Raw genomic sequence first — 19,804 nt, 5'->3', positions numbered from 1 at the left:
GTGCAGTGCTCGACACTGCTCGATCGTACCGGAAGGCCGGGGAACCCGGTGTCAGTGCCCATGCGCCGCCTCCGCTGCCGGGGCTGCGGCGGGTTTCGGCCACCGCCACGAAGCGAGCAGCGCCACCGCGAGGATGCTCACGATGACGCCGAGGCTCGCCAGCGACGGCACCTTGTAGAGGTCGACGAGGAGCATCTTCGTGCCGACGAAGACGAGGATGGCCGCGAGCGCCGGCTTCAGGAACCGCAGCCCGCCGAGGTAGCCGGCGAGCACGAAGTACAGCGCCCGCAGCCCGAGGATGGCGAAGATGTTCGAGGTGAACACGATGAACGGGTCGCTCGTCACCGCGTAGATCGCCGGGATGCTGTCCACCGCAAAAACGAGGTCCGTGCTCTCCACGAGCACGAGCACGAGGAAGAGCGGCGTCGCGTACAGTACCCCCTCCCGCCGGAGGAAGAACTTCTGTCCCTCGTACCGCGCCGTCACCGGGAAGAGCCGCCGCGCCAGCCGCACGAACCGGTTCTTCTCGAGGTCCGGCGCGTGCTCCTGGTCCCGCAGGAACTTGATGCCCGTGAAGATGAGGAACGCGCCAAAGAGGTAGATGACGACATGGAGCGTGTGGATGAGGAAGCCTGCGGCAGCGATGAGCACCGCCCGCATGATCACGGCCCCGAGGATGCCCCAGAAGAGCACCCGGTGCTGGTAGGCCGGCGGCACCGCGAACGCCGAGAAGATGAGCAGGAAGACGAAGACGTTGTCGACGCTGAGCGATTTCTCGATCAGGTAGCCGGTCACCCACTCCACGCCGGCCTCGCCGCCGCGGAAGAAGACGACCCCGGCGTTGAACGCCAGCGCCAGCCCGATCCAGGCCGCGCTCCATGCCAGCGCCTCCCGCCGCGAGACGGCGTGGGCGTCCCGGTGGAAGACGCCGAGGTCGAGCGCGAGCATGCCGGCCACGAGGCCGGCAAAGATGAGCCAGGGTAAGAGGTCGGTCATGGGTGCCCTTCGCGGCCAGCAAAAAACCCCGGCCGCATCCTTCGTGCAGGATGTGCCAGGGTCTTACCAGGCGAAGGTCTCGCCTCGCGGGGCCGGCGCTCAGCGCGCGTGGTGACGACCCTCGCGGTCTCCCGGGGAGCGGGCGACGGCTACTCCCCCTTGCCCACTCACCGTAGCGGCCCGGCGCCGAACACGTCAAGCCGCCGGGGCGGCGGCCGGCGTCAGGGAAGCTTGGCGACCGCCTTTTTCACCAGGGCCTCAAGGTCGGCGGTATCGAACGGCGAAAGAGCATCGAACGCAACCACACCGCTGATGATGCGACCTTTACGCACAACAACATAGTCGAGATGGAAATCGTAGCTTGAAGTTTTGTCGAATCCTTTGAACGAGATTCTCATGGCGCTGACCTCATCACCCACCTTGGGAAACGAGATGCGAGCAACATTTGCATCGCGAAATTCCGCCTCCGAATTGTTCAATCGTCCATCGTTGATGAATCTCGCATTGCATGTCACCACTTCGGCCAGCATTTTAAGCGCGGCAGACGCCTTGCCTTCATCTTCGTAAATAACGACACCATGTTCGACTTCTGCCACCCCGCCCCTGGAGAAAGTCCCAGATTTTGCTCGGCCGGTCATGCCTTCTGCCTCAGCCAGACGCGGGCATTTGGCGAAAGGATCCTCTCCTCCATCGTCTTCGGAGTCGTCGAGGGTTTCCGCCCACCCCGTCGGGAAGTCGTCGACCGTGAGCAGCAGGGAGCGTGCGAGCTCGTCCTCCGAGTTGGCGCTCGGCTGGTCTGTCCCGTCATCGGAGCCTGATCCGCATGCGACAGCCAGGATGGCCACCATCGTCACGACGAAGGATCGAAGAACTGATCTCACGCTGGTGAACCTCCGATTCGGCGGAGGCTGACCGTCGGCTACAGCTCAGCGAGCTCCGCTCATGGAATCGCCGAATGCTATCAGGGGACGCATCAGGGACGCAATCATCACGGGTCGCGCTCCGCTCCGGCCGCTCCGCAGTCGTGGCACGGCGCTCACGGCAGCATGATTATCGTGGAGCCTCGACAGGGACTCGAACCCTGGACCTAGCGATTACGAATCGCTCGCTCTACCAGCTGAGCTATCGAGGCCCACTGCCCATCATCCTACCGCGCCCGCCGCATTCGGTGAATCCGGCCCGCCCCCTACGGGATCGTGATCGCCTCCGGCTTGCAGCTCCACGCCGACCACGGCTTGTGGCCCTGCGCCTCGCTGTAGCGGAACGCCGCCAGCGCCGCCTTCAGGTTCGCCACCGGGTCGGCCCATTGCTCGAAGCTCAGCCCCGCGTAGTCGAACCAGAGCGGGATCACCTGCATGAGCCCGTAGGCGCCGTAGCCCACCGCATCCGGCCGGAACCGGCTCTCGCACCAGGCCACCCGCGCCACGCTGTCCGCCAGCTCCGCCGGCCACCCTGCCTCGATGGCGTACGCAATCACCTGCGCGTAGGTCAGCGGCGGCTGGCTCGCCGCCGGCGGCGCGATGGCCGGGGCCGGCGCCGGGGCCGGGGGAGCTGCCGGCTCCTCCCGGGCGGCCGGGGGCGCCGCGGGCGAAGCCGCCGGCGCGGGCGCGCTGCTCGCAGCCGCGTTCGATGTCGTCGGCGCCGGGGCAGGCCGGGGCTCCTCGACTGCTGCCGCTGCATCGTCCGCCTCAGCTGCTGCCGGCGCGGCCGGCGCCTCCGCAGCCGCGTTCGATGGCCGCACCTCGATCACCCGCGCCGGCGCGGGCAGCGCCGCCGCCAGCGCGAAGCTCACCTGCGGCGCGCGCGCCTCCGGCGTGCCGCCGCCCACGAGGTGCGCCGCCAGGAAGAACGAAAGGCTCAGCATCAGCACTTCCGCCGGCCGCACGAACCACGGCTGCCGCTGCGGCTCCTCCCGGGCCGGGGGCTCCTCCCGCCAGCGCGGGGCGAGCGCTGCCGACATCCCGGCAGGGCGGGCACAGCCGCAGGCGTCGCAGGCGTACGCCGGTTCGAAGGCTGGCTGGAGCAGGGCGGCTTCGGATTTCGCGGGCAGGCGCAGCCTCCGGCACAGCGCCAGGGCCACGGCAAGGCCGTAATCAGCCCACGTTGCGAGCCTGCTCATGACGCGCGCCGGCTCCTCGCGAAGCCGGGCCGTCACGCGGCGGTCTCCACGTAACTTCCGTTTCCCATAGGCAGTCTCGGCGCGCCAGCCCGGGGCGCAGGGGCCGGACCGGGGAATCCGGGCCGGGGGCAAACGCGCCTGTTCACCCCGCCAAGGGTGCCCCTGAGGTTCGCACAGCACCCCGCTAACAGGCAATACGCCCGCCACCATGAGTCATGCGCGGGATTCCCACGATCCCCGCGCAGCCGGCCCCCGAACGTGCCGCAACGCCGTCCTCCGCTACACTGGAGCGACCACCAAGGGGGCACGAGATGCAGCTGACGGACACGCTCTCCACCACGCGCAAGCCGCTCCTCCCGCCCGTTGGCGACGACGGCGTCGTGCGCATCTACGTCTGCGGCATCACCCCCTACTCCGAAGCTCACGTTGGCCACGCCCTCCACGCCATCGCCTTCGATACCCTCCGCCGCTACCTCGACTGGCGCGGCATCCCCGTCCGCCACATCCAGAACTTCACCGATATCGACGACAAGCTCATCGAGCGCGCCAACCGCCTCGGCATCCCCATGGCCGAGCTCGCCGAACAGAACATCCGCCAGTACCTCGCCCAGCTCGCGGCGATGAACGTCCTCCCCGCCCACCAGTACCCCCGCGTCACGCAGGTGATGCCCCAGATCATCCGCTTCATCGAAGGCCTCATCGCGAAAGGCTTCGCCTACGCCGCCGGCGGCGATGTCTACTACCGCGTCCGGGCCTTCGGCGCCGAGCGGTACGGCGCCCTCGCCAAGCGCGACATCGATGACCTCCGCGCCGGCGCCCGCGTCGACCCCACCGAGCACAAAGAAGACCCGCTCGATTTCGCTCTCTGGAAAGCCGCCAAGCCCGGCGAGCCGAGCTGGGAGAGCCCGTGGGGCCCCGGCCGGCCCGGCTGGCACATCGAATGCTCCGCCATGGCCCTCGAAACCCTCGGCGAACAGATCGACATCCACGGCGGCGGGATGGACCTCATCTTCCCCCACCACACCAACGAAATCGCCCAGACCGAGGCCTACACCGGCAAGCCACCCTTCGCCCGCATCTGGATGCACAACGCCCTCCTCCAGCTCGGCAGCGAAAAGATGTCGAAGTCCATCGGCAACCTCGTCTCCATCCAGGAGGCGCTCGACCGGTACGGCGCCGATGCTCTCCGCCTCTTCGTCATCACCAGCCACTACCGCAGCCCGGTCACCTACTCCGAAGACGCCCTCGAAGCCGCCAGGGCCGGCGCCGAGCGCCTCCGCCACGCCGCCTCCGCGCCCGGCGGCAGCCAGCCCGCCGGCATCGACCACGCCGCCGTCCGCGCCCGCTTCATCGAAGCGATGGACGACGACCTCAACACGCCGCGCGCCCTCGCCGCCCTCTTCGACCTCGCCCGCGAGATCAACCGCGCCGCCGCCGCGGGCGGCGACGTCGCCCCCGCCCAGGCCGCGCTCCGCGAACTCTGCGGCGTCCTCGGCCTTACCCTCGAAGCGCCGGCCGGCCGCAGCCGCGAAGCCGCGCCCTTCATCGACCTCCTCGTCGAACTGCGCGCCGAGCTGCGCGCCGCGAAGCAGTGGGCCCTCGCCGACCGCATCCGCGACCGCCTCGGCGAACTCGGCATCGAACTCCACGACAGCCCCGACGGCACCACCTGGAGCGAGCGCTGAGCCGCCCGCGGCGCCGTTTGTTATGCGATTGCAACGCCGAAACGGGCAGTTCGTAGCACACACCGCGCCCCGCTCGTGCTACGGTGACTGATGCCGAACCCCGCCGCAGCCGGCGGGGGCGGGGGACCCACTCCCTGGGGTGTATTGCGCGAGCAGGCGCATAGGCGACTTCCGACGCCGAACCCGTCAGCTAACCCCGCAGGCGTTCGGAGGGCACCGCCCCGGCCCTCCCCGGAATCCGAACAGGCCCGCCGGCCCTCCTCCCCGGAGGCGGCGGCGCGGCCCCACGACGGCATCGCCAGGAGGTTTTGCCATGACTTCAGCACCCACGTCGTATTCCGGCACGTTCGCTCCGCTCCAGGCGGATGGCTCCGTCTTCACCATCCGCGACCCGCTCGCCGAGGCCCGCGACCTGCTCCGCCACGCCGCCCGGCTCCCCTTCCACGCCAATCAGCCGCAGGCCTGGCAGAGCGCCTTCCGCCAGGCCGTCACCGAGGCCCGCGCCGCCATCCGCCACCACATCTGGAGCGCCGAGCTCCCCGATTCGCCCCTCAACCTCGCCGAGACGCTCGAGCCCCGGCTCATGCCCCGCGTTGATCAGCAGCGCGAAGAGCACGAGGCCTTCTCCCGCAAAATCGACGACCTCGTGGCCGAGGCCAGCGCCCCCGGCGATATCGACATCTGGAAGATGATCGAACTTAGCGAGCAGGCCATCCTCCTCGAGATGGCCCTCGCCCGCCACCACAACCGGCTCACCCAGATCGTCTTCGAAACCACCCACCGCGACCTCGGCGAGGCCGGCTGACGCGCCCCCGCGGGGCGGACCGCCAAATCCTGCGGTTCGCCCCTTGACAACGCTTCGCCGTATCGAAACGATCATGCCGCCGGCGATCCCCGGAAGGACGCCGAGCCTGCTACACGAACCGCCTGCACGTTCAACGAGCGTCCGCCTGGACCCGCGTGGCCGGTACGGACCGGGAAGTTGAGCCGGAACCAGCGCCCCGTGCGCCCCCAGCCAAGCCCCGTGACGTCCCCGCCTCGCACGCACCGAAGCGGGGACGTTTGCTGAACGGCCGGCGGCACGCCGGAGGGGACAGCACCATGCGCGTGATGATGAGCGGCAAAATCCACCGCGCCACCGTCACAGGCGCCAACCTCGATTACGAGGGCTCCATCACCATCGACCCGGACCTCATGGAGGCCGCCAACATCCTCCCCTACGAACAGGTCCACGTCGTCGATGTCACCAACGGCGCCCGTCTCGAAACCTACGCCATCCGCGGCGAACGCGGCTCCGGCGAAATCTGCGTCAACGGCGCCGCCGCCCACCTCGTCCACCGCGGCGATATCGTCATCATCATCGCCTACCAGCACCTCACCGACGCCGAGGCGCAGGCCATCGCGCCCCGCCGCGTCTTCGTCGATGCCCACAACCGCATCACCAGCGTCGAAGCGGGCGACGGCTACAGCCACAACCCGCGCGAACTCGCCGGCAGCGCCGCCGGCTGATTCCCGCGCGCACCGCGCGAAGGAGGGGCACCGGGCCATGGGACGGCTCTCGATCCACAAACTCAAAGAATGGAAAGCGCAGGGGCGGCGGTTCGCCATGATCACCGCCTACGACTACCCCACCGCCCGCCTCGTCGAGCAGGCCGGCATCCCCATCATCCTCGTCGGCGACTCCCTCGGCTCCGTCGTCCTCGGCTACGACTCCACCATCCCCGTCACCATGGACGACATCGTCTACCACACCCGCGCCGTCGTCCGCGCCACCGAAAAAGCCATCGTCGTCGCCGATATGCCCTTCATGAGCTACCAGGCCGACCCGAACGAGGCGATGCGGAACGCCGGCCGTCTCCTCAAAGAAGGCGGCGCCACCGCCGTCAAGCTCGAAGGCGGCAGCCAGCTCGCCCCGCTCGTCCGCCGCATGGTCGAAGCCGGCATCCCCGTCATGGGCCACCTCGGCCTCACCCCCCAGTCGGTCAACCAGTTCGGCGGCCACAAAGTCCAGGGGAAGACGCCGGCCGCCGCCGCGAAGCTCATCGCCGATGCCCGCGCCCTCGAAGAAGCCGGCGCCTTCGCCGTCGTCCTCGAAACCATCCCCGCGCCCCTCGCCCGCATGGTCACTGAGCGCATCAGCATCCCCACCATCGGCATCGGCGCCGGGCCCCACTGCGACGGCCAGGTGCAGGTCCTCCACGACATGCTCGGCATCTACGACGACCGCCGGCCGCTCAGGCACGCGAAGCGGTACGCCGTCCTCGGCGAAGCCATCCGCGAGGCCGTCCGCGCCTACATCGGCGAAGTCGAAGGCGGCCAGTTCCCCACCGCCGAGCACAGCTTCGAGATGGACGACGCCACCCTCGCCGAGCTCGCCCAGGCCGGCTGACCCGCCCGCCTATGCCGCCCGCCAGCGACGCCGATTTCTCCCTCGCCGGCGCGCCCCCGCGCCCCGGCGGGCCCGTCATCCTCACCAGCCCCGCCGCCATGCAGCGCTGGCGGCGCGACCACCCCGGCGAGCTCGGCTTCGTGCCGACCATGGGGTACCTCCACGATGGCCACCTCGCCCTCGTCCGCCGCTCCCGCGCCGAAAACCCCCTCACCGTCGTCTCCATCTTCGTCAACCCGGCGCAGTTCGGCCCCGGCGAGGATTTCGAACGCTACCCCCGCGACGAAGTCCGCGACCTCGCCCTCCTCCGCGAGGCCGGCGTCGATGCCGTCTACCTCCCCTCCGCCGCCGAGATGTACCCGCCCGGCTACCAGACCTACGTCACCGTCGAACACCTGACGCAGCGGCTCGAGGGCGCCGCCCGCCCCGGCCACTTCCGCGGCGTCGCCACCGTCGTCCTCAAGCTCTTCAACGCCGTCAGCCCCACCCGCGCCTACTTCGGCCGCAAAGACGCCCAGCAGCTCCGCGTCATCCGCCGCATGGTGCGCGACCTCGACCTGCCCGTGGAGGTCGTCCCCTGCGAGATCGTCCGCGAGCCCGACGGCCTCGCCATGAGCTCCCGGAACGTCTACCTCTCGCCGGAGCAGCGCGGCGCCGCTCCCGTGGTCAAGCGCTCCCTCGATGCCGCCGCCGCTGCGTGGGCCGCCGGCGAACGCGACGCCGAGACGCTCCGCCGCATCGTCCGCGGCGTCATCGCCGCCGAGCCGCTCGCCGCCCTCGAATACGTCTCCCTCGCCGACGACGAAACGCTGGAGGAACTCGAAGGCCGCGTCGAGCGCCCGGCGCTCCTCTCCCTCGTCGTGCGCTTCGGCAGCACGCGCCTCCTCGACAACCTCGAACTCGCCTGAGCCGGGGGAACCGGAACCGGGGACAGGGAACCGGGAGGAGGAGGCGTCTCGCCCCGGCGCTGACGGGCCGCACCCCGGCCGTACGCCCCCTCCCGGCTCCCAAGGCCGTAGCCGCGGGCCTCCGTGCCCGCGGAGGGCCGGGAGGCCCACCCCGGCGTCTCGAATCCACCGCCTCCCGCTTCCCGCCTCCCGCCTCCCGGGACATCCGTCGGGCGCATGGCGCCCCGCGGGGACGGAGCCCCGCGACTACGGTTGGAGGTTGAAGGTTGGAGGTTGGAGGTTGGAGGCCGACACCCCTCCCGTCTCCCAACTCCGAACTCCTACTTCCGTAGCCGCGGGCCTCCGTGCCCGCGGAGGGCCGGCGAGGCCCACCCGGGCGTTCGAATCCACCGTCTCCCGCTTCCCGCTTCCCGGTTCCCGGTTCCCGGGACATCCGTTGGGCGCATGGCGCCCCGCGGCGAAGGTTGGAGGTTGAAGGTTGAAGGTTGGAGGTTTGAGGCCGACACCCCTCCCGGCTCCCGTCTCCCAACTCCCAACACCGTAGCCGCGGGCCTCCGTGCCCGCGGAGGGCCGGGAGGCCCGCCCCGGCGTTTCGAATCCCCCGCCTCCCAACTCCCGCCTCCCGCCTCCCGGCTCAGGGCTCCGCAACGCCCAGGTCGCGGCAGATCTTCCGCGCGAGGAAATCGTTCACCTCGCGATGCCGTGGAACGGTCGAAATGCTCCGCGTCCGCGGGTTCACCCATACGGCGTGGCGTCTGCCCTCGCGGAGCAGGTGGCAACCCTGCGCTTCCAGGTGCCGTTCGAGGTCGCGCCGGTTCATCCGGCGCGCAGCTGCTCCCGGACGACTTCCCGGCCGGCGAGGTCGTGTGCCACGAGCTCGCGATTCGCTGCGATGACGAGGTCGAGCGCATCCCGGAGATTCTCGCGTGCCTCGTCGAGCGTCTTTCCCTGGGTGTTCACCCCGGGCAGCTCTTCGACGAAGGCGACGTAGCCCTCGGGTACACGGACGTAAACCGCAGTGTAGGTGGCCATGGCAGACGCTCCTCACCGGCATCCTACCCCCCACCGAGTTGGTTGGCCACGCCCCCTTCCCACCCTCCCCCGCCTGTGGTACGGTGGACGTGTGGCACCCGGGAACCCCGGGCCAGCCAGCCCAAGGCACGCTCGCTTTCGCTCTCTCTCGCAGGTTCCGTTTCCCGCTGGTCTGTCGTGAGTCGTCGCAGGTGGTCGTCCGTGCCCGAAGCCGGCCTGCCGCATCGACTCACCAGCAGCGAAAGGACCTGCATCACATGAAGCTCTACATCGGCAACCTCTCCTACGAAACCACCGACGCCGACCTCCAGGCGGCATTCGCCGCACACGGCGAAGTCCGCTCCGCCCAGGTCGTCACCGACCGCGAGACCGGCCGCTCCCGCGGCTTCGGCTTCGTCGAAATGGACGACCGCGGCCAGGCCGAGGCCGCCATCAGCGCCCTCAACGGCAGCCAGCTCCGCGGCCGCACCCTCATCGTCAACGAAGCGCGCCCCCGCGAGGACCGGCCCCGCTCGGGCGGCGGCTACGGCGGCGGCAGCCGCGGCGGCTACGGCGGCGGGCGCGGCGGCAGCTTCGGCGGCGGCTACTCCGGCAACCGCCGCTTCTAATCCGCCCCCGGCCGCGCCGCGCGGGAACGGCGCGCACGGTTCGCACCAGGCACACCGCGGGCGGGGGCTCCACACCCCGCCCGCGGCCCATTTTCTCCGCCGACCCCTCACCCGCTACGAAAGGAGCGACCATGGCAGAAAGCGACGGCATCGAAGTCGAAGGCGTCGTCACCCAGCCCCTCCCCAACGCCACCTTCCGCGTCGAGCTGGCCAACGGCCACCTCGTCCTCGCCCACATCAGCGGCAAAATCCGGAAGAACTACATCAAAATCCTCACCGGCGACCGCGTCCTCGTCGAACTCTCCCCGTACGACCTCACCCGCGGCCGCATCACCTACCGCTTCAAATAGCCGAACTGCCGCAGGTTCCAGCCTTGCCATGCGCCCGGGCGGGGCGCACCATGGCCCCCATCCCTCCCGGGAGGTGCCTCCCATGACTGATGACCTCGCCCGCGTCCTCCGCGAAGCCCAGGAGGCCGCGTCCAGCGCCTCCGCCTCCTTCGTCGAACGCATCGCCGCCCGCATTGGGCTCCACGCCAGCGCCGCCGCTGTCTTCGGCGACCCCGTCGACCGCGACGGCGTCACTGTCGTGCCGGTGGCGAAGGTCCGCTGGGGCTTCGGCGGCGGCGCCGGCCGCGGCATCGACGGCGACGGCGACGACGGCGATATCGGCGAGGGCTCCGGCGCCGGCGGCGGCGTGATGGCCAGCCCGGTCGGCTACATCGAAATCCAGGACGGCCAGGCCACCTTCCACCGCATCAAAGACCCGGCCTCCCTCGTTCCCGTCATCCTGGCCGGCGCCGTCGCCGGCTGGCTCACCTTCCGCGGCCTCGCGAAGCTCCTTCGCGGCTGAGGCGGATCCCGCCGGGGTTTTTGGGTCAACCGGGCACGAAACCCGGACCCCTCGATCGTCTTCCGTTCGCGGGCGCCGTTCGACCATGGGGGCATGGCTGTCACGACTGCGACCTGCGTCCTCATTCGCTGCTCACCCGAAGGATGGACTGCCCGGCTCATCGAGCCCGGGACCTCGCCCGCCGGGCTCGAAGACTGGTTCCCGCTCGGGCTCGACGCCTCGAGCCGCCCGGCCGAAGCCCTCGAACGCGCCCGCGCCCTCTTCCCCGGCCGCCTCGTAGCCCTCTACTCCCCGTAGGGAGGTTGAAGGTTGAAGGTTGGAGGTTGACGGCGCCGGCACGCGCCGCGGCCTCTCTCCAAACTCAAAACTCCCAACTCTCAACTCCAATTCCGAACTCCCCGCTTCCCGCCTCCCGGTTCCCGATTCTCGCGACATCCGTTGGGCGCATGGCGCCCCGCGGGGACGGAGCCCCGCGACGACCGACGGAGGTTGAAGGTTGGAGGTCGGAGGTTGGCGGCCCCGGCACGCGCCGCGGCCTCTCTCCCAACTCCCAACTCCCGCCTCCCAACTCCGTAGCCGCGGGCCTCCGTGCCCGCTGAGGGCCGGCGAGGCCCGCCCGGCCGCTCGAATTCACCCGTCTCGCGGTTTCCGCTCCCCGCTTCCCGTTTCCCGGTTCCCCGTTCCCGGGGCATCCGTTGGGCGCATGGCGCCCCGCGGGGACGGAGCCCCGCGACTACGGAGTTGGGAGGTTGGAGGTTGGAGGTTGGAGGTTGGAGGTTGACGGCGCCCGGACGCCCCTTAGCCTCACTCCCACCTCCCAACTCCCACCTCCCAACTCCGACCTCCCAACTCCCGGGCCCGCCTCCCCCTCCGCCGCCGCGGTGCGGCGGCATCCGGCGGCGCCGACGCCGAAGGCGTCCAGCCATCCTGCGCGGCGCCAGCCGTGCCACCCTTCCGCCCGCAACGAACGGCGGGGGCGCAGCCTTGCACCCCCGCCGCAGAACGAGCATCTTGCTCCCGGCTCCCGGCTCCCGGCTCCCGGCTACGCCAGCCGGAACCGCGCCGTCGCCGCGTTCAGCGCCTCGGCCAGGCTCCCGCATCTGGTTCGCCGTCGCCGCCAGCTCCTGCGCCTGCGCCGAGAGCTCCTCCGTCGAGGCCGACACCTCCTCCGCCGACGCGCTCGTCTCCTCGCTCGTTGCCGAGACCTGGATGATTCGGCGTCGCCGTCACCCGGCTCGTCGCCGCCGCCATCGACGTCGCCCCTTCGGCCGATTCGCCGGCCATCGTCGCGATCTGCTCTGCCGAGGCCACGATCCGCTCCGCGCCCGAGGCCAGCCCCTGCACGTCGCCGCCGCAATCTGCGCCATCCGCACGGCCGACTCCTGCACCGAGGCGATGATCGAATCGAGCGAGGCCCCGGCCCGCTTCGCTCGTGATGCCGCGGCCCGCCTCCACGTCGCGCACGCCGGCCGCCATCGCTTCGACGGCCTCCTGCGTGCCCTGCTGCACCTTCGCGATGAGGTCCGCGATCTCCTTCGTCGAGGCGCTCGACCGCCTCCGCCAGCGACCGCACGTTCTCGGCGACGACCGCGAAGCCCCGCGTGCCCTGCTCGCCAGCCCGCGCCGCTTCGATCGCCGCGTTCAGCGCGAGGAGGTTCGTCTGCGCCAGCGATCTCGTCGATCGCCTTCACGATATCGCCGATCTGCTGGCCGTATTCGCCCAGCATGTCGACCGTCTTCGAGGCGCGCTCCACCGCCGCTGCGATCGATTCCATCGAGGCCACGGCCTGCGCCACGGCCTCCTGCCCGCGCTGGGCCGCCAGCCGCGATTCCTCCGCCGAGCGGGCCACGTCCTCCGACGCCGCGGCCACGGCCTGGATCCGCTCGCCGATCTCCGCCGCCACCTACGCGCGACTGCTTCGCCGAGTCAGCCGACGTTGCCGCCGTTGAGGCCAGCTGCTGCGAGCCGCTCGCCAGCTGCTCCACCTCGCGCGCGCTCTCCTGCGAAAGCCCGCTCAGCGCCACCGCCGGCTCCGCGTCACCTCGTCGATCGCGTTCGCGATCTGGCCCGTGGCCGTCGCCATCTGGTCCGAAGAGCCGCGGAGCGATTCCGCCGCCTCGGTGATCGCCGCCGCGCCCTTGCGCACGTTGCCGATCATGTTCGCGCAGGTTCGTCACCATCCCGTTGAGCGCCGTCCCGAGCGTGTCGCCCTGGCTGCGCGGCCGCACCTGCGAGGTCAGGTCGCCGTTCGCCACAGCGGCTGCTGCTGCGGCCATCTCCTTCAGGTAGCCGGTCATCTCGCCGAACGCCTGCGCCAGCTCGCCGATTTCGTCGTTCGAGCGCACCTCCACCGTCACGTCGGTCTCACCCTTGGCGATCCGGTGCGCCGCTTCGGTCGTCTTCGCGGACGCCGGAGACCACCCGCCGCGCGATGAAGAAGCCGACGCCGCCGGCCACCGCCGCCGAGACGACGCCGAGGATGGCCATGAACAGCTTCGCCTGGTTCGCCGAGTCCTCACCGTCCTTCGCCACTTCCTGCGCCCGCTCGCCGACGTAGGCGTTCAGCTCTTCCAGCTTCGACGTCGATGTTGCCGATCACCGTCGGCGACTGGCTCGGCGAGTCTTCAGCAGCGCGGCCGTGTCCTTCTTGTCGAGCGCTTCGCCGTACTTCGTCGCGAACTCTTCGAAGGCGACCACGGCGGTCCGCGCCGTCGTCGTACTTCGCCTTGCCCTCGGCCGTCTTCATGTGCTCTTCCAGCTCGCGGAACTGCTGCGACGCCGTGGCCGAGGCTCTGCGAAATCTCCTCACGAAGCTTCATGAAGGCCGCCGGCTCCGTCGTGTACGTGAGCAGCCCCGCCTTGGTGATGCCGACTTCGAAGCCGCGAGCGGGCCTCGGTGATGTGCATCGTCGCCTGCACGAACCCTCATCGGCGAGGCCGGCTTCGTCGTCCTTCGCCGCCTGGTCCAGCCGCGTCCAGCCGACGAACGCGATTGCGATGGCTGGCGCGACGGCCAGCGCAAACCCCACGAACAGTTTTGCGGATAGAGACAGCTTCACAGTCGAGCGACCCCCTGCACGGTGGCAATCTTTAGGCAGCCGCGAAGGAGTTCGCGGCTGCCCTGCAGGTTCGATCCTCGGCCGCTCCCGGCCGCGCGCGAATCGGGGAACTCCCGGCCCCCTCCTCCACGCCCCCCTTTAGGGAGCCGCCGCTTCTCAGGCGGCCGGCGGGCCGCTTCGGCGGCGGCGATGAAGCGCTCCGCCGCCGGCGGGTGCGCCAGCAGGTAGAGATGGATGAAGCTGCCGAGCACCCGGCCGTCGGTGTAGCCGCTCCGTTGCGCCGCCTTCGGCCTGCCGCCAGGCCGGCGCGCCGCCGGCCTCCATCCGCGCGTAGTGGAATTCGTGGCCGCGCAGCCGCCAGCCTGCCGCCGCCGCCGGGCTGTCGCGCAGGGCGACCACATCGCGGTAGCCGAGGACCGGCCTCGGTCCGCCATCACCGCCTCCCCCGGGACGAGGCCGACCATCTCATGCCGCTGCCCGGCGGGCGGTGATGCCGCGGGCGAGGTACGATGTAGCCGCCGCACTCGGCCACGATCGGCCCCGGGAAGCTCCGCACCGCCTCCCGCATCGGCCGGTTCGCCGCCAGCGCCTCGGCGTGCAGCTCCGGAGGTACATGTAGCCGCCGCCGAGGTAGAGCGCATCAGCCCGCGGCAGCCGCGCATCGGCGAGCGGGCTGAAGGGCACGATCTCGGCGCCGAGCCGCCGCAGCAGCTCCCGCGTCTCAGGATAGGTGAGATCGGAAGGCCGCATCCTCCGCCCATCCGCGAGCCGGGCGCGCGGCGGCCGCGCGGGAGGGAAGACGCTGTCGGCCGGCGGCAGCGGCCCCGCCGACCGGGCGATCGCGGTGATCGCCCGCGAGGTCGAACCGGGCGCCTGCCGCCTCCAGCGCGTCCCGCGGCAGGCCCGCTTCCCCTGCCAGCACGAGGCCGAGGTGCCGTTCGGGCAGCGCAAGGGCCGGGTCACGCGGCAGCCAGCCGCCAGCAGCGGCAGCCCCCCCTCCCCCAGCGCCTCCCGGAGGATCGCCGCGTGCCGCTCCGAACCGACCCGGTTCGCGATGACGCCGGCGACGGTCACTCGCGGGTCGAATCCGGCGAAGCCGCGCGCGACCGCAGCGATGCTCGCCGCCATCCCGCCCGCATCGACGACGAGGATGACGGGCGCAGCCAGCGCCGCTCGCGAGGTCGAAGCCGTCGAGCCCGCGCGCGCCCGCCCCCGCCCGGCCGTCGAACATCCCCATCACGCCTTCGACCACGGCAATATCGGCGCCGGCCATGGCGTGGACGAACGTCGAGCCCGCGCCACCTGCGCCGGCGACAGGAACCACGTGTCGAGGTTGTACGGCTCCCGCGGCAATACCGGCGGCGGCCCCAAGATGGGAAGGGTCGATGTAGTCCGGGCCCGTCTTGAACGGCTGCACGGTCGCCCCCGCAGCCCGGAGCGCAGCGATCAGCGCCAGCGCGGCCGTCGTCTTGCCCGAGCCGGAGGCCGGCGCTGCCAGCACCACCCGCGGGAGCGCGGTCACGCTCGACATCCTCGCACGCCGCTCCGCTGCGGGCACGAAACACGACCGTAACATTGCGCTGCCAAATATCAGCCTTGCAACGACGGCGGATTTCGTAAAGAATCTGCGAAAATCCGGAAGGCCCGCCCGCCGTGCGCTTCCACCCGTCGCTCGCCCCGCGCGACCTCCCCCTCCTGCTCGATGCGCTCCCGGTGCCGATCATCGCGGTCGATGCGGGCGGCCGTGCTCGCGGCCGCCAGCGCCGCCTGGGCTGCGCTCGACCCGGGGGTGTCGCCTGGCGAACCCGCCGCGGAGGCCGTCGACCCGCGCGCTCCCCTGCCTCACCGCCGGGGCCATCTGGGCCGCGCTCCTCGCCGGGGAGTCGCGAGTTCCTCGTCTGCGAGCCGGCGCCGCCCGCGCTCCCGGCGGCCCTCCGCCTCACCCGCAGCCCTGTCGAAGGCTCCCCCGCCGTCGCCGCCGTCCTCGCCCTCCTCCCTGAACCCGCCGGCGAACCCGACCGCTACCGCCCGCAGCCTCGTCGAAGAAGCGAACGACATCATGTTCAGCCTCGACCGGCAGGGCCGCTTCACGGAGATGAACCGCCTCGGCTACGAGGTCTCCGGCTACACCCCGGCCGAGCTCATCAGGCTCGTCCGCCAGGCCAGCTTCGTCGTCCCCGAACACCGGCCCCGCGTCGCCGAGGCGCTCGCCCGCATCTGGGCCGGCCAGCACGTCCCGGTGCTCGAAGTCGAATTCGTCTTCAAGAGCGGCGAACGCCGCTGCGTTCGAAGTGAAAGGCCGCACCGTCCGCGACGGCGATGTCATCACCGGGACGTTCCACGTCGCCCGCGACATCACCGAGCGCCGCGCCCTCTCCGAGGCCCGCGAACTGCTCTCCCGGGCAGCCGCCGCTGCGCCCATCGTCATCTGGGCGGTCGACATGGAGGGCCGCTACACCCTCCTCGAAGGCGGCGCCCTCGGCCGCTACGGCCTCCGCCCCGGGTCAGCTCGTCGGCCAGTCCATCTTCGAATTCAACCGCGATGCGCCCGAGCGCCATCGCCGAGGTCCGCCGCGGCCTCGCCGGCGAGGCGTTCACCACCACCGGCACCTTCAGGCGCGATACCGTCTACGAAGCCCACTACGTCCCCCTGCGCGATGCCTCCGGCGCGCAGGTCGGCCTCATGTCGGTGGTCATCGACATCACCGAGCGCGTCCGCGCCGCCGAGGCCCGCGCCCGCGCCGACAAGCTCGAGGCCCTCACCATCCTCGCCGGCGGCGTGGCGCACGACTTCAACAACCTGCTCGTCGGCATCCTCGGGAACGCTGCCCTCGCCCTCCTCGACCTGCCGGCGGAGAGCCCGGCCCGCCCAACATCCTGCAGGAGATCGAAGACGCGGCCCGGCGCCTCGCCGACCTCGTCCCGCCAGATGCTCGCCTTCTCCGGCCGCGGCCAGTTCGTCCGCCAGCCGGTCGACGTCAGCGCCGCCGTCGCGGAGGCGGCCGCTGCCGCCAGCCGCGAGCACCCGGTCGAGCGGCAGCTCGCCCGCGGCTTCGCCGCCGGTCCTCGGCGACCCCGGCCAGCTCCGGCTCGCCGCCGCCGCGCTCATCGCCAACGCCGTCGAAGCCTCTTCCCGCCGGGTGTCCCGGTCACCGTCCAGCACGCGCCGCGAGACGATCGCGGCCGGCGGGCTCGCCCACGAACTCACCCCGGCCCCCTCCCCGCCGGCGACTACGTCGTCGTCGAGGTCACCGACCGCGGCGAAGGCATCGACCCCGCCCTCCAGCACCGCATCTTCGAGCCGTTCTTCACGACGCGGTCGAGGTCACCGGCCGCGGGCTCGGCCTCGCGACTGCTCTCCGGCATCGCCCGCGGCCACCGGGGCGGCGTCGTCGTCGAATCGGCGCCCGGGGCTGGCGCAACGTTTCGCCTCTACCTCGCCGGCCGCCGGCGGTTCGTGACAGATTTCACACGGAATTCATCGAGCGCCCGGCCGGGGGCGCTCCGCCCGGGCGTATACTGGCCCGGGTAAGGGGACTGCACCGGCATGCGCACCGTTTACCTCGTCACCGCGCCACCCGGACGCCGCCCGCCTCGCGCCCGAGCTGGAGCGCGCCGGGTTCAACGCCCCCGTCATCGCCCCCGAGCGGCTCGCCGTCCGATGAAATCCAGAGCCGCATCGACGTCGCCGTCCTCGACTTCCGCGACATCCCGCCCGCCGCCTTCTCCCGATCATCGCCAGCGCCGCTACGGCGAAAACGGCGTCATCCTCTTCGCCCTCGTCCCGCCCGAGGGGCTCGACCGCATCGCCAGCGCCGACCTCCCCGTCGACGATTTCGCCCTCCTCACCGCGCCGCCGGAAGAGCTCGCCCGCCGCATCGAGCGCGCCCTCTGGCGGAAGCACGGCGTCGATGCCGAGAACACCATCCGCTGCGGCGCCCTCCAGATCGACCTCACCAACTACCGCGTCACCGTCGACGGCGAGCCCGTCGTCCTCACCTTCAAGGAGTACGAACTCCTCCGCTTCCTCGCCATGAACGCCGGCCGCGTCTTCACCCGCGAGCAGCTCCTCAACCGCGTCTGGGGCTACGACTACTTCGGCGGCGCGCGCCGACCGTCGACGTTCACATCCGGCGCATCCGCGCCAAGATCGAAGTCGGCGGCCACGCCTTCATCGCAAACGGTCCGTCAACGTCGGCTACCGCCTCGTCGCCGATGCCCGCAAATCCGGCGGCGAATAGCCCGCCCCGCTACAGCGCCACGTCGGCTCGTCGCACTCCCGCCGCACGAGGTCCTCGAACGTTTCCCGCCGCGCGATGCAGCCGCGCCACCGGCTCGTCCTCCCAGAGCACCTGCGGCACCCGCCCGAGCGACACGTAGTTCGAGGACATCGCCGCGCCGTACGCCCCGGCATCGTGCAGCACCACGAGGTCGCCCGGCTCCGGCCGCGGCAGGTCCCGCGGCTGCAGCAGCTCCTGGTCGTCCCGCGTGAAGACGTCGCCGCTCTCGCACAGCGGCCCGGCGACCACGAACGGCTCCGGCGGGCGGTTGGCGCCCCGCCCGACGATCGAAATCCGGTGGTAGCTGCCGTACATCGCCGGCCGCACCAGGTCGTTGGAACCCGGCGTCGCACATGATGAACTGGTGGCCCGGCCCCTTCTCGTTCGTGCGCGTCGCCTTCACGTCCGTCACGCCGCGCGACGAGCAGCGCCATCCCCGCCACCGGGTAGCGCCCCGGCTCGATTTCGATGCCGATCGGCCGCTCCGCGCGCCGCGCTCAGCTGCCGCACCCCATCGGCGAGGATCGCGCCGTACTCCTCGAGCGGGTAGGCCGGCGCGCCCGGCCGGTACGGGTGGGGGATGCCGCCGCCGAGGTTCACCGCCTCGCGCCTCCGGGTAGTGCGGCAGCAGATGGGCGAAGAGCGCGATCAGCTTCTTCATGTTCTCGTCGAACTCGCGAATCTGCGGGCCGGTGCCCACGTGCGCATGGAGCGATCACCACCGGGAAGCCCGCCTCGTCCGCCAGCCGCTTCGCCGCGAGGTGGTCTTCGTACCAGATGCCGTGCTTCGAAGAGGGCCCGCCCGTATCGCACGCCTGCACGTGCCCGTGCCCGAACCCGGGATTGATGCGCATGGCGATCGGGCCCCGGTAGCCTGCCTCACGCCAGCTCGCGAATCATCCCCGGCGAGCCGACGTTCGGCAGGATGCCTTCCTCCAGCACGACCTGCAGGGCGTTGCTCACGGAAGACGTCCGCCGTGTACATCACCACCGGGGGCTCGTGGCCCATCGGAAAGCCGGCGGCCTTCGCCCGCAGCACCTCGTTGCCGCTGACCGCGTCGATCCAGAGGCCGTGGCGCCGCGCCGTCTCCAGCACCGGGCGGGCGGGGTTCGCCTTCACGGCGTAGCGGCAGATCTGGAGCCCCGGCCCGGCCGTCAGCGCGGCCAGTTCGGCGAACTTCCGGTCCATGATCGCGTCGCGTCATAGAAGTAGAAGGGAGTGCCGACCCGGTCGGCGAGCGCTTCGAGGGGGTACTGCGAGAGGTCCATGCCCGCCATCCTAGCAGCGGGCCCGCTCGGGCGCGTTTCGGCCCTTTGCGGCCCGGGCGGGCGTGGCGTTTGCCGCTTGGCGAGCCGCTCCAGCCGCTTCCGGATGGCGTGCGGCTCCACCGTCAGCAAGCCCCGGCCGCTCACCGGCATCCGCCGCCGGCAGGCGCCTCCAGCTTCCGCGCCCGCTCCTCCGTCAGCCCACCTCGACCGCTCCCCCGCCGGGCCGGGCGCCGGCTGGCCGTCATGATGCTGCTCGTGCAGCCGCGCCAGGTGCTCCTCGAGGTGCGCAATCTGCCGCCGCAGCTCGTCCATCCGCCGGTCGAGGTCGTTCAGCCGCTCCCATTCCGGGTCCGGCAGCCGCTGAATCGCCCCGTTCGAATCGTCGTGGAACGCCACGATGTGGCCCGGCACCCCGACGACTGTCGCGTTCGGCGGCACGTTCGTCACCACCACGCTCCCCGCGCCGATGCGCACGTTCTCGCCGATCTCCACGGCGCCGATGACCTTGGCGCCTGCGCCGACCGTCACCCGGTCGCGCAGCGTCGGGTGGCGCTTCATCTCCGCGGCGCGTGCTCGTCCCGCGCCAGCGTCACTCCCTGGTAGAGC

27 protein-coding genes, 1 tRNA gene, 4 pseudogenes and 1 riboswitch are annotated in these 19,804 nt (G+C 71.2%); of the genes and pseudogenes, 13 read left to right on the top strand and 19 right to left on the bottom strand.

Annotated elements, in window-relative coordinates:
- Positions 1–51: 51 nt before the first annotated feature.
- The 4 genes from O0235_RS06380 to O0235_RS06365 form a co-directional block, all read right to left on the bottom strand.
- Positions 52–996 carry a TerC family protein gene (locus O0235_RS06380; RefSeq protein WP_270057702.1) on the bottom strand — a complete coding sequence of 315 codons (945 nt, stop codon included), beginning with the start codon at positions 994–996 and terminating at the stop codon, positions 52–54.
- 221 nt (positions 997–1,217) lie between these two features.
- A complete protein-coding gene (locus O0235_RS06375) occupies positions 1,218–1,844 on the bottom strand; it encodes a hypothetical protein (RefSeq protein ID WP_270057701.1) in 627 nt (208 codons plus the stop codon).
- Between the two features lie 208 nt (positions 1,845–2,052).
- Positions 2,053–2,128, bottom strand: a tRNA-Thr gene (locus O0235_RS06370).
- 54 nt (positions 2,129–2,182) lie between these two features.
- The gene (locus O0235_RS06365; RefSeq protein ID WP_270057700.1) at positions 2,183–3,115 is read right to left on the bottom strand and encodes a transglycosylase SLT domain-containing protein; all 933 of its coding nucleotides are present in this window, start codon (positions 3,113–3,115) and stop codon (positions 2,183–2,185) included.
- Positions 3,116–3,426: 311 nt separating this feature from the next.
- Here O0235_RS06365 and cysS point away from each other — a divergent pair, with 311 nt between their 5' ends.
- The 5 genes from cysS to panC all read left to right on the top strand — a co-directional run bounded on the left by cysS (position 3,427) and on the right by panC (position 8,097).
- Positions 3,427–4,800 carry a cysteine--tRNA ligase gene (gene cysS, locus O0235_RS06360; RefSeq protein ID WP_270057699.1) on the top strand — a complete coding sequence of 458 codons (1,374 nt, stop codon included), beginning with the start codon at positions 3,427–3,429 and terminating at the stop codon, positions 4,798–4,800.
- 81 nt (positions 4,801–4,881) lie between these two features.
- A riboswitch (cyclic di-AMP (ydaO/yuaA leader) is annotated at positions 4,882–5,019 on the top strand.
- A gap of 94 nt (positions 5,020–5,113) precedes the next feature.
- The gene (locus tag O0235_RS06355; protein ID WP_270057698.1) at positions 5,114–5,605 is read left to right on the top strand and encodes a hypothetical protein; all 492 of its coding nucleotides are present in this window, start codon (positions 5,114–5,116) and stop codon (positions 5,603–5,605) included.
- Between the two features lie 296 nt (positions 5,606–5,901).
- Positions 5,902–6,309, top strand: a complete 408-nt coding sequence (gene panD / locus O0235_RS06350) for an aspartate 1-decarboxylase (RefSeq protein WP_297677448.1) — start codon at positions 5,902–5,904, stop codon at positions 6,307–6,309.
- Positions 6,310–6,346: 37 nt separating this feature from the next.
- Positions 6,347–7,189 carry a 3-methyl-2-oxobutanoate hydroxymethyltransferase gene (gene panB / locus O0235_RS06345; RefSeq protein WP_270057696.1) on the top strand — a complete coding sequence of 281 codons (843 nt, stop codon included), beginning with the start codon at positions 6,347–6,349 and terminating at the stop codon, positions 7,187–7,189.
- Positions 7,190–7,287: 98 nt separating this feature from the next.
- Positions 7,288–8,097 carry a pantoate--beta-alanine ligase gene (gene panC, locus O0235_RS06340; RefSeq protein WP_373324427.1) on the top strand — a complete coding sequence of 270 codons (810 nt, stop codon included), beginning with the start codon at positions 7,288–7,290 and terminating at the stop codon, positions 8,095–8,097.
- A gap of 634 nt (positions 8,098–8,731) precedes the next feature.
- On the opposite strand, the gene O0235_RS15735 is transcribed toward panC, so the two are convergent.
- Positions 8,732–8,917 carry a type II toxin-antitoxin system HicA family toxin gene (locus O0235_RS15735; protein ID WP_373324384.1) on the bottom strand — a complete coding sequence of 62 codons (186 nt, stop codon included), beginning with the start codon at positions 8,915–8,917 and terminating at the stop codon, positions 8,732–8,734.
- Positions 8,914–9,129 (bottom strand): type II toxin-antitoxin system HicB family antitoxin, encoded by a 216-nt coding sequence (locus O0235_RS06335; RefSeq protein ID WP_270057694.1) that lies wholly within the window; start codon positions 9,127–9,129, stop codon positions 8,914–8,916. Before O0235_RS06335 ends, O0235_RS15735 begins: the two co-directional genes overlap by 4 nt.
- Before the next feature lie 257 nt (positions 9,130–9,386).
- On the opposite strand from O0235_RS06335, the gene rbp reads away from it, so the two are divergent.
- From rbp to O0235_RS06315, 4 genes are all read left to right on the top strand, one after another.
- Complete coding sequence (rbp, locus tag O0235_RS06330) at positions 9,387–9,737, top strand: RNA-binding regulator (protein WP_270057693.1); 351 nt, start codon at positions 9,387–9,389, stop codon at positions 9,735–9,737.
- A 131-nt stretch (positions 9,738–9,868) separates the two neighbouring features.
- Complete coding sequence (gene infA / locus O0235_RS06325; protein WP_270057692.1) at positions 9,869–10,087, top strand: translation initiation factor IF-1; 219 nt, start codon at positions 9,869–9,871, stop codon at positions 10,085–10,087.
- 82 nt (positions 10,088–10,169) lie between these two features.
- A complete protein-coding gene (locus tag O0235_RS06320; protein ID WP_270057691.1) occupies positions 10,170–10,589 on the top strand; it encodes a spore germination protein GerW family protein in 420 nt (139 codons plus the stop codon).
- 93 nt (positions 10,590–10,682) lie between these two features.
- A complete protein-coding gene (locus tag O0235_RS06315; protein WP_270057690.1) occupies positions 10,683–10,886 on the top strand; it encodes a hypothetical protein in 204 nt (67 codons plus the stop codon).
- 777 nt (positions 10,887–11,663) lie between these two features.
- Here the strand turns inward: O0235_RS06315 and O0235_RS06310 are convergent.
- Together O0235_RS06310 and O0235_RS16195 are read right to left on the bottom strand one after the other, a co-directional pair.
- The gene (locus O0235_RS06310) at positions 11,664–12,098 is read right to left on the bottom strand and encodes a hypothetical protein (RefSeq protein ID WP_270057689.1); all 435 of its coding nucleotides are present in this window, start codon (positions 12,096–12,098) and stop codon (positions 11,664–11,666) included.
- 36 nt (positions 12,099–12,134) lie between these two features.
- Positions 12,135–12,271 (bottom strand): annotated as a pseudogene (locus O0235_RS16195) (methyl-accepting chemotaxis protein); the annotation flags it as partial.
- Positions 12,272–12,314: 43 nt separating this feature from the next.
- Here O0235_RS16195 and O0235_RS06305 point away from each other — a divergent pair.
- Positions 12,315–12,539 carry a hypothetical protein gene (locus O0235_RS06305; protein ID WP_270057688.1) on the top strand — a complete coding sequence of 75 codons (225 nt, stop codon included), beginning with the start codon at positions 12,315–12,317 and terminating at the stop codon, positions 12,537–12,539.
- Positions 12,540–12,604: 65 nt separating this feature from the next.
- Here O0235_RS06305 and O0235_RS06300 read toward each other — a convergent pair whose 3' ends face one another.
- From O0235_RS06300 to O0235_RS06280, 6 genes and pseudogenes are all read right to left on the bottom strand, one after another.
- Positions 12,605–12,748 carry a hypothetical protein gene (locus O0235_RS06300; RefSeq protein ID WP_270057687.1) on the bottom strand — a complete coding sequence of 48 codons (144 nt, stop codon included), beginning with the start codon at positions 12,746–12,748 and terminating at the stop codon, positions 12,605–12,607.
- A gap of 13 nt (positions 12,749–12,761) precedes the next feature.
- Positions 12,762–12,935: pseudogene (locus O0235_RS15730) on the bottom strand (HAMP domain-containing protein); the annotation flags it as partial.
- A gap of 19 nt (positions 12,936–12,954) precedes the next feature.
- Positions 12,955–13,122 carry a hypothetical protein gene (locus O0235_RS06295; protein WP_270057686.1) on the bottom strand — a complete coding sequence of 56 codons (168 nt, stop codon included), beginning with the start codon at positions 13,120–13,122 and terminating at the stop codon, positions 12,955–12,957.
- Positions 13,123–13,214: 92 nt separating this feature from the next.
- The gene (locus tag O0235_RS06290; protein WP_270057685.1) at positions 13,215–13,619 is read right to left on the bottom strand and encodes a hypothetical protein; all 405 of its coding nucleotides are present in this window, start codon (positions 13,617–13,619) and stop codon (positions 13,215–13,217) included.
- Between the two features lie 495 nt (positions 13,620–14,114).
- Positions 14,115–14,399 carry a hypothetical protein gene (locus O0235_RS06285; protein WP_270057684.1) on the bottom strand — a complete coding sequence of 95 codons (285 nt, stop codon included), beginning with the start codon at positions 14,397–14,399 and terminating at the stop codon, positions 14,115–14,117.
- On the bottom strand, positions 14,371–15,171 hold the full coding sequence (locus O0235_RS06280; protein WP_270057683.1) for a nucleotide-binding protein: 801 nt from the start codon (positions 15,169–15,171) through the stop codon (positions 14,371–14,373). Before O0235_RS06280 ends, O0235_RS06285 begins: the two co-directional genes overlap by 29 nt.
- 180 nt (positions 15,172–15,351) lie before the next feature.
- Between O0235_RS06280 and O0235_RS15725 the strand changes: the two are divergent.
- Positions 15,352–15,879, top strand: a pseudogene (locus O0235_RS15725) (PAS domain-containing protein); the annotation flags it as partial.
- Positions 15,880–16,191: 312 nt separating this feature from the next.
- Entirely contained in the window at positions 16,192–17,181 is a 990-nt protein-coding gene (locus O0235_RS06270; protein WP_270057681.1) for an ATP-binding protein, read from the top strand.
- A gap of 34 nt (positions 17,182–17,215) precedes the next feature.
- Here O0235_RS06270 and O0235_RS06265 read toward each other — a convergent pair whose 3' ends face one another.
- Complete coding sequence (locus O0235_RS06265) at positions 17,216–17,359, bottom strand: hypothetical protein (RefSeq protein ID WP_270058107.1); 144 nt, start codon at positions 17,357–17,359, stop codon at positions 17,216–17,218.
- On the opposite strand from O0235_RS06265, the pseudogene O0235_RS15045 reads away from it, so the two are divergent.
- Positions 17,311–17,742 (top strand): annotated as a pseudogene (locus tag O0235_RS15045) (response regulator transcription factor); the annotation flags it as partial. The gene O0235_RS06265 and the pseudogene O0235_RS15045 sit on opposite strands and share 49 nt — an antisense overlap.
- A 157-nt stretch (positions 17,743–17,899) precedes the next feature.
- Here O0235_RS15045 and O0235_RS06255 read toward each other — a convergent pair.
- The 4 genes from O0235_RS06255 to O0235_RS15715 all read right to left on the bottom strand — a co-directional run bounded on the left by O0235_RS06255 (position 17,900) and on the right by O0235_RS15715 (position 19,756).
- Positions 17,900–18,259, bottom strand: a complete 360-nt coding sequence (locus O0235_RS06255; RefSeq protein ID WP_270058042.1) for a type III PLP-dependent enzyme domain-containing protein — start codon at positions 18,257–18,259, stop codon at positions 17,900–17,902.
- A 78-nt stretch (positions 18,260–18,337) separates the two neighbouring features.
- Positions 18,338–18,529 carry a hypothetical protein gene (locus O0235_RS06250; RefSeq protein WP_270057680.1) on the bottom strand — a complete coding sequence of 64 codons (192 nt, stop codon included), beginning with the start codon at positions 18,527–18,529 and terminating at the stop codon, positions 18,338–18,340.
- A gap of 115 nt (positions 18,530–18,644) precedes the next feature.
- Entirely contained in the window at positions 18,645–19,118 is a 474-nt protein-coding gene (locus tag O0235_RS15720) for a hypothetical protein (protein WP_373324382.1), read from the bottom strand.
- Positions 19,085–19,756 (bottom strand): hypothetical protein, encoded by a 672-nt coding sequence (locus O0235_RS15715; protein WP_373324381.1) that lies wholly within the window; start codon positions 19,754–19,756, stop codon positions 19,085–19,087. Before O0235_RS15715 ends, O0235_RS15720 begins: the two co-directional genes overlap by 34 nt.
- Positions 19,757–19,804 lie beyond the last annotated feature (48 nt).

This window comes from Tepidiforma flava, from assembly GCF_027594505.1.
Taxonomy (GTDB): Bacteria; Chloroflexota; Dehalococcoidia; order Tepidiformales; family Tepidiformaceae; genus Tepidiforma; species Tepidiforma flava.
The sequence above is the reverse complement of the archived record's forward strand: the minus strand, read 5'-3'. Positions and strand labels throughout refer to the sequence as shown.

Bases quoted from the DNA above. Each gene is read 5' to 3' on its own strand.
- O0235_RS06355 (WP_270057698.1), top strand. From the start codon at position 5,114: ATGACTTCAGCACCCACGTCGTATTCCGGCACGTTCGCTCCGCTCCAG.
- O0235_RS15720 (WP_373324382.1), bottom strand. From the start codon at position 19,118: ATGGACCGGAAGTTCGCCGAACTGGCCGCGCTGACGGCCGGGCCGGGG.
- rbp (WP_270057693.1), top strand. From the start codon at position 9,387: ATGAAGCTCTACATCGGCAACCTCTCCTACGAAACCACCGACGCCGAC.
- O0235_RS06365 (WP_270057700.1), bottom strand. From the start codon at position 3,115: ATGAGCAGGCTCGCAACGTGGGCTGATTACGGCCTTGCCGTGGCCCTG.
- panB (WP_270057696.1), top strand. From the start codon at position 6,347: ATGGGACGGCTCTCGATCCACAAACTCAAAGAATGGAAAGCGCAGGGG.
- cysS (WP_270057699.1), top strand. From the start codon at position 3,427: ATGCAGCTGACGGACACGCTCTCCACCACGCGCAAGCCGCTCCTCCCG.
- O0235_RS06375 (WP_270057701.1), bottom strand. From the start codon at position 1,844: ATGGTGGCCATCCTGGCTGTCGCATGCGGATCAGGCTCCGATGACGGG.
- O0235_RS06285 (WP_270057684.1), bottom strand. From the start codon at position 14,399: ATGCGGCCTTCCGATCTCACCTATCCTGAGACGCGGGAGCTGCTGCGG.
- O0235_RS15715 (WP_373324381.1), bottom strand. From the start codon at position 19,756: ATGAAGCGCCACCCGACGCTGCGCGACCGGGTGACGGTCGGCGCAGGC.
- O0235_RS06270 (WP_270057681.1), top strand. From the start codon at position 16,192: ATGCGCCCGAGCGCCATCGCCGAGGTCCGCCGCGGCCTCGCCGGCGAG.
- O0235_RS06380 (WP_270057702.1), bottom strand. From the start codon at position 996: ATGACCGACCTCTTACCCTGGCTCATCTTTGCCGGCCTCGTGGCCGGC.
- panD (WP_297677448.1), top strand. From the start codon at position 5,902: ATGCGCGTGATGATGAGCGGCAAAATCCACCGCGCCACCGTCACAGGC.
- O0235_RS06315 (WP_270057690.1), top strand. From the start codon at position 10,683: ATGGCTGTCACGACTGCGACCTGCGTCCTCATTCGCTGCTCACCCGAA.
- O0235_RS06320 (WP_270057691.1), top strand. From the start codon at position 10,170: ATGACTGATGACCTCGCCCGCGTCCTCCGCGAAGCCCAGGAGGCCGCG.
- panC (WP_373324427.1), top strand. From the start codon at position 7,288: ATGCAGCGCTGGCGGCGCGACCACCCCGGCGAGCTCGGCTTCGTGCCG.
- O0235_RS15735 (WP_373324384.1), bottom strand. From the start codon at position 8,917: ATGAACCGGCGCGACCTCGAACGGCACCTGGAAGCGCAGGGTTGCCAC.
- O0235_RS06300 (WP_270057687.1), bottom strand. From the start codon at position 12,748: ATGATCGGCAACGTGCGCAAGGGCGCGGCGGCGATCACCGAGGCGGCG.
- infA (WP_270057692.1), top strand. From the start codon at position 9,869: ATGGCAGAAAGCGACGGCATCGAAGTCGAAGGCGTCGTCACCCAGCCC.
- O0235_RS06265 (WP_270058107.1), bottom strand. From the start codon at position 17,359: ATGTCGCGGAAGTCGAGGACGGCGACGTCGATGCGGCTCTGGATTTCA.
- O0235_RS06305 (WP_270057688.1), top strand. From the start codon at position 12,315: ATGTCGACCGTCTTCGAGGCGCGCTCCACCGCCGCTGCGATCGATTCC.
- O0235_RS06335 (WP_270057694.1), bottom strand. From the start codon at position 9,129: ATGGCCACCTACACTGCGGTTTACGTCCGTGTACCCGAGGGCTACGTC.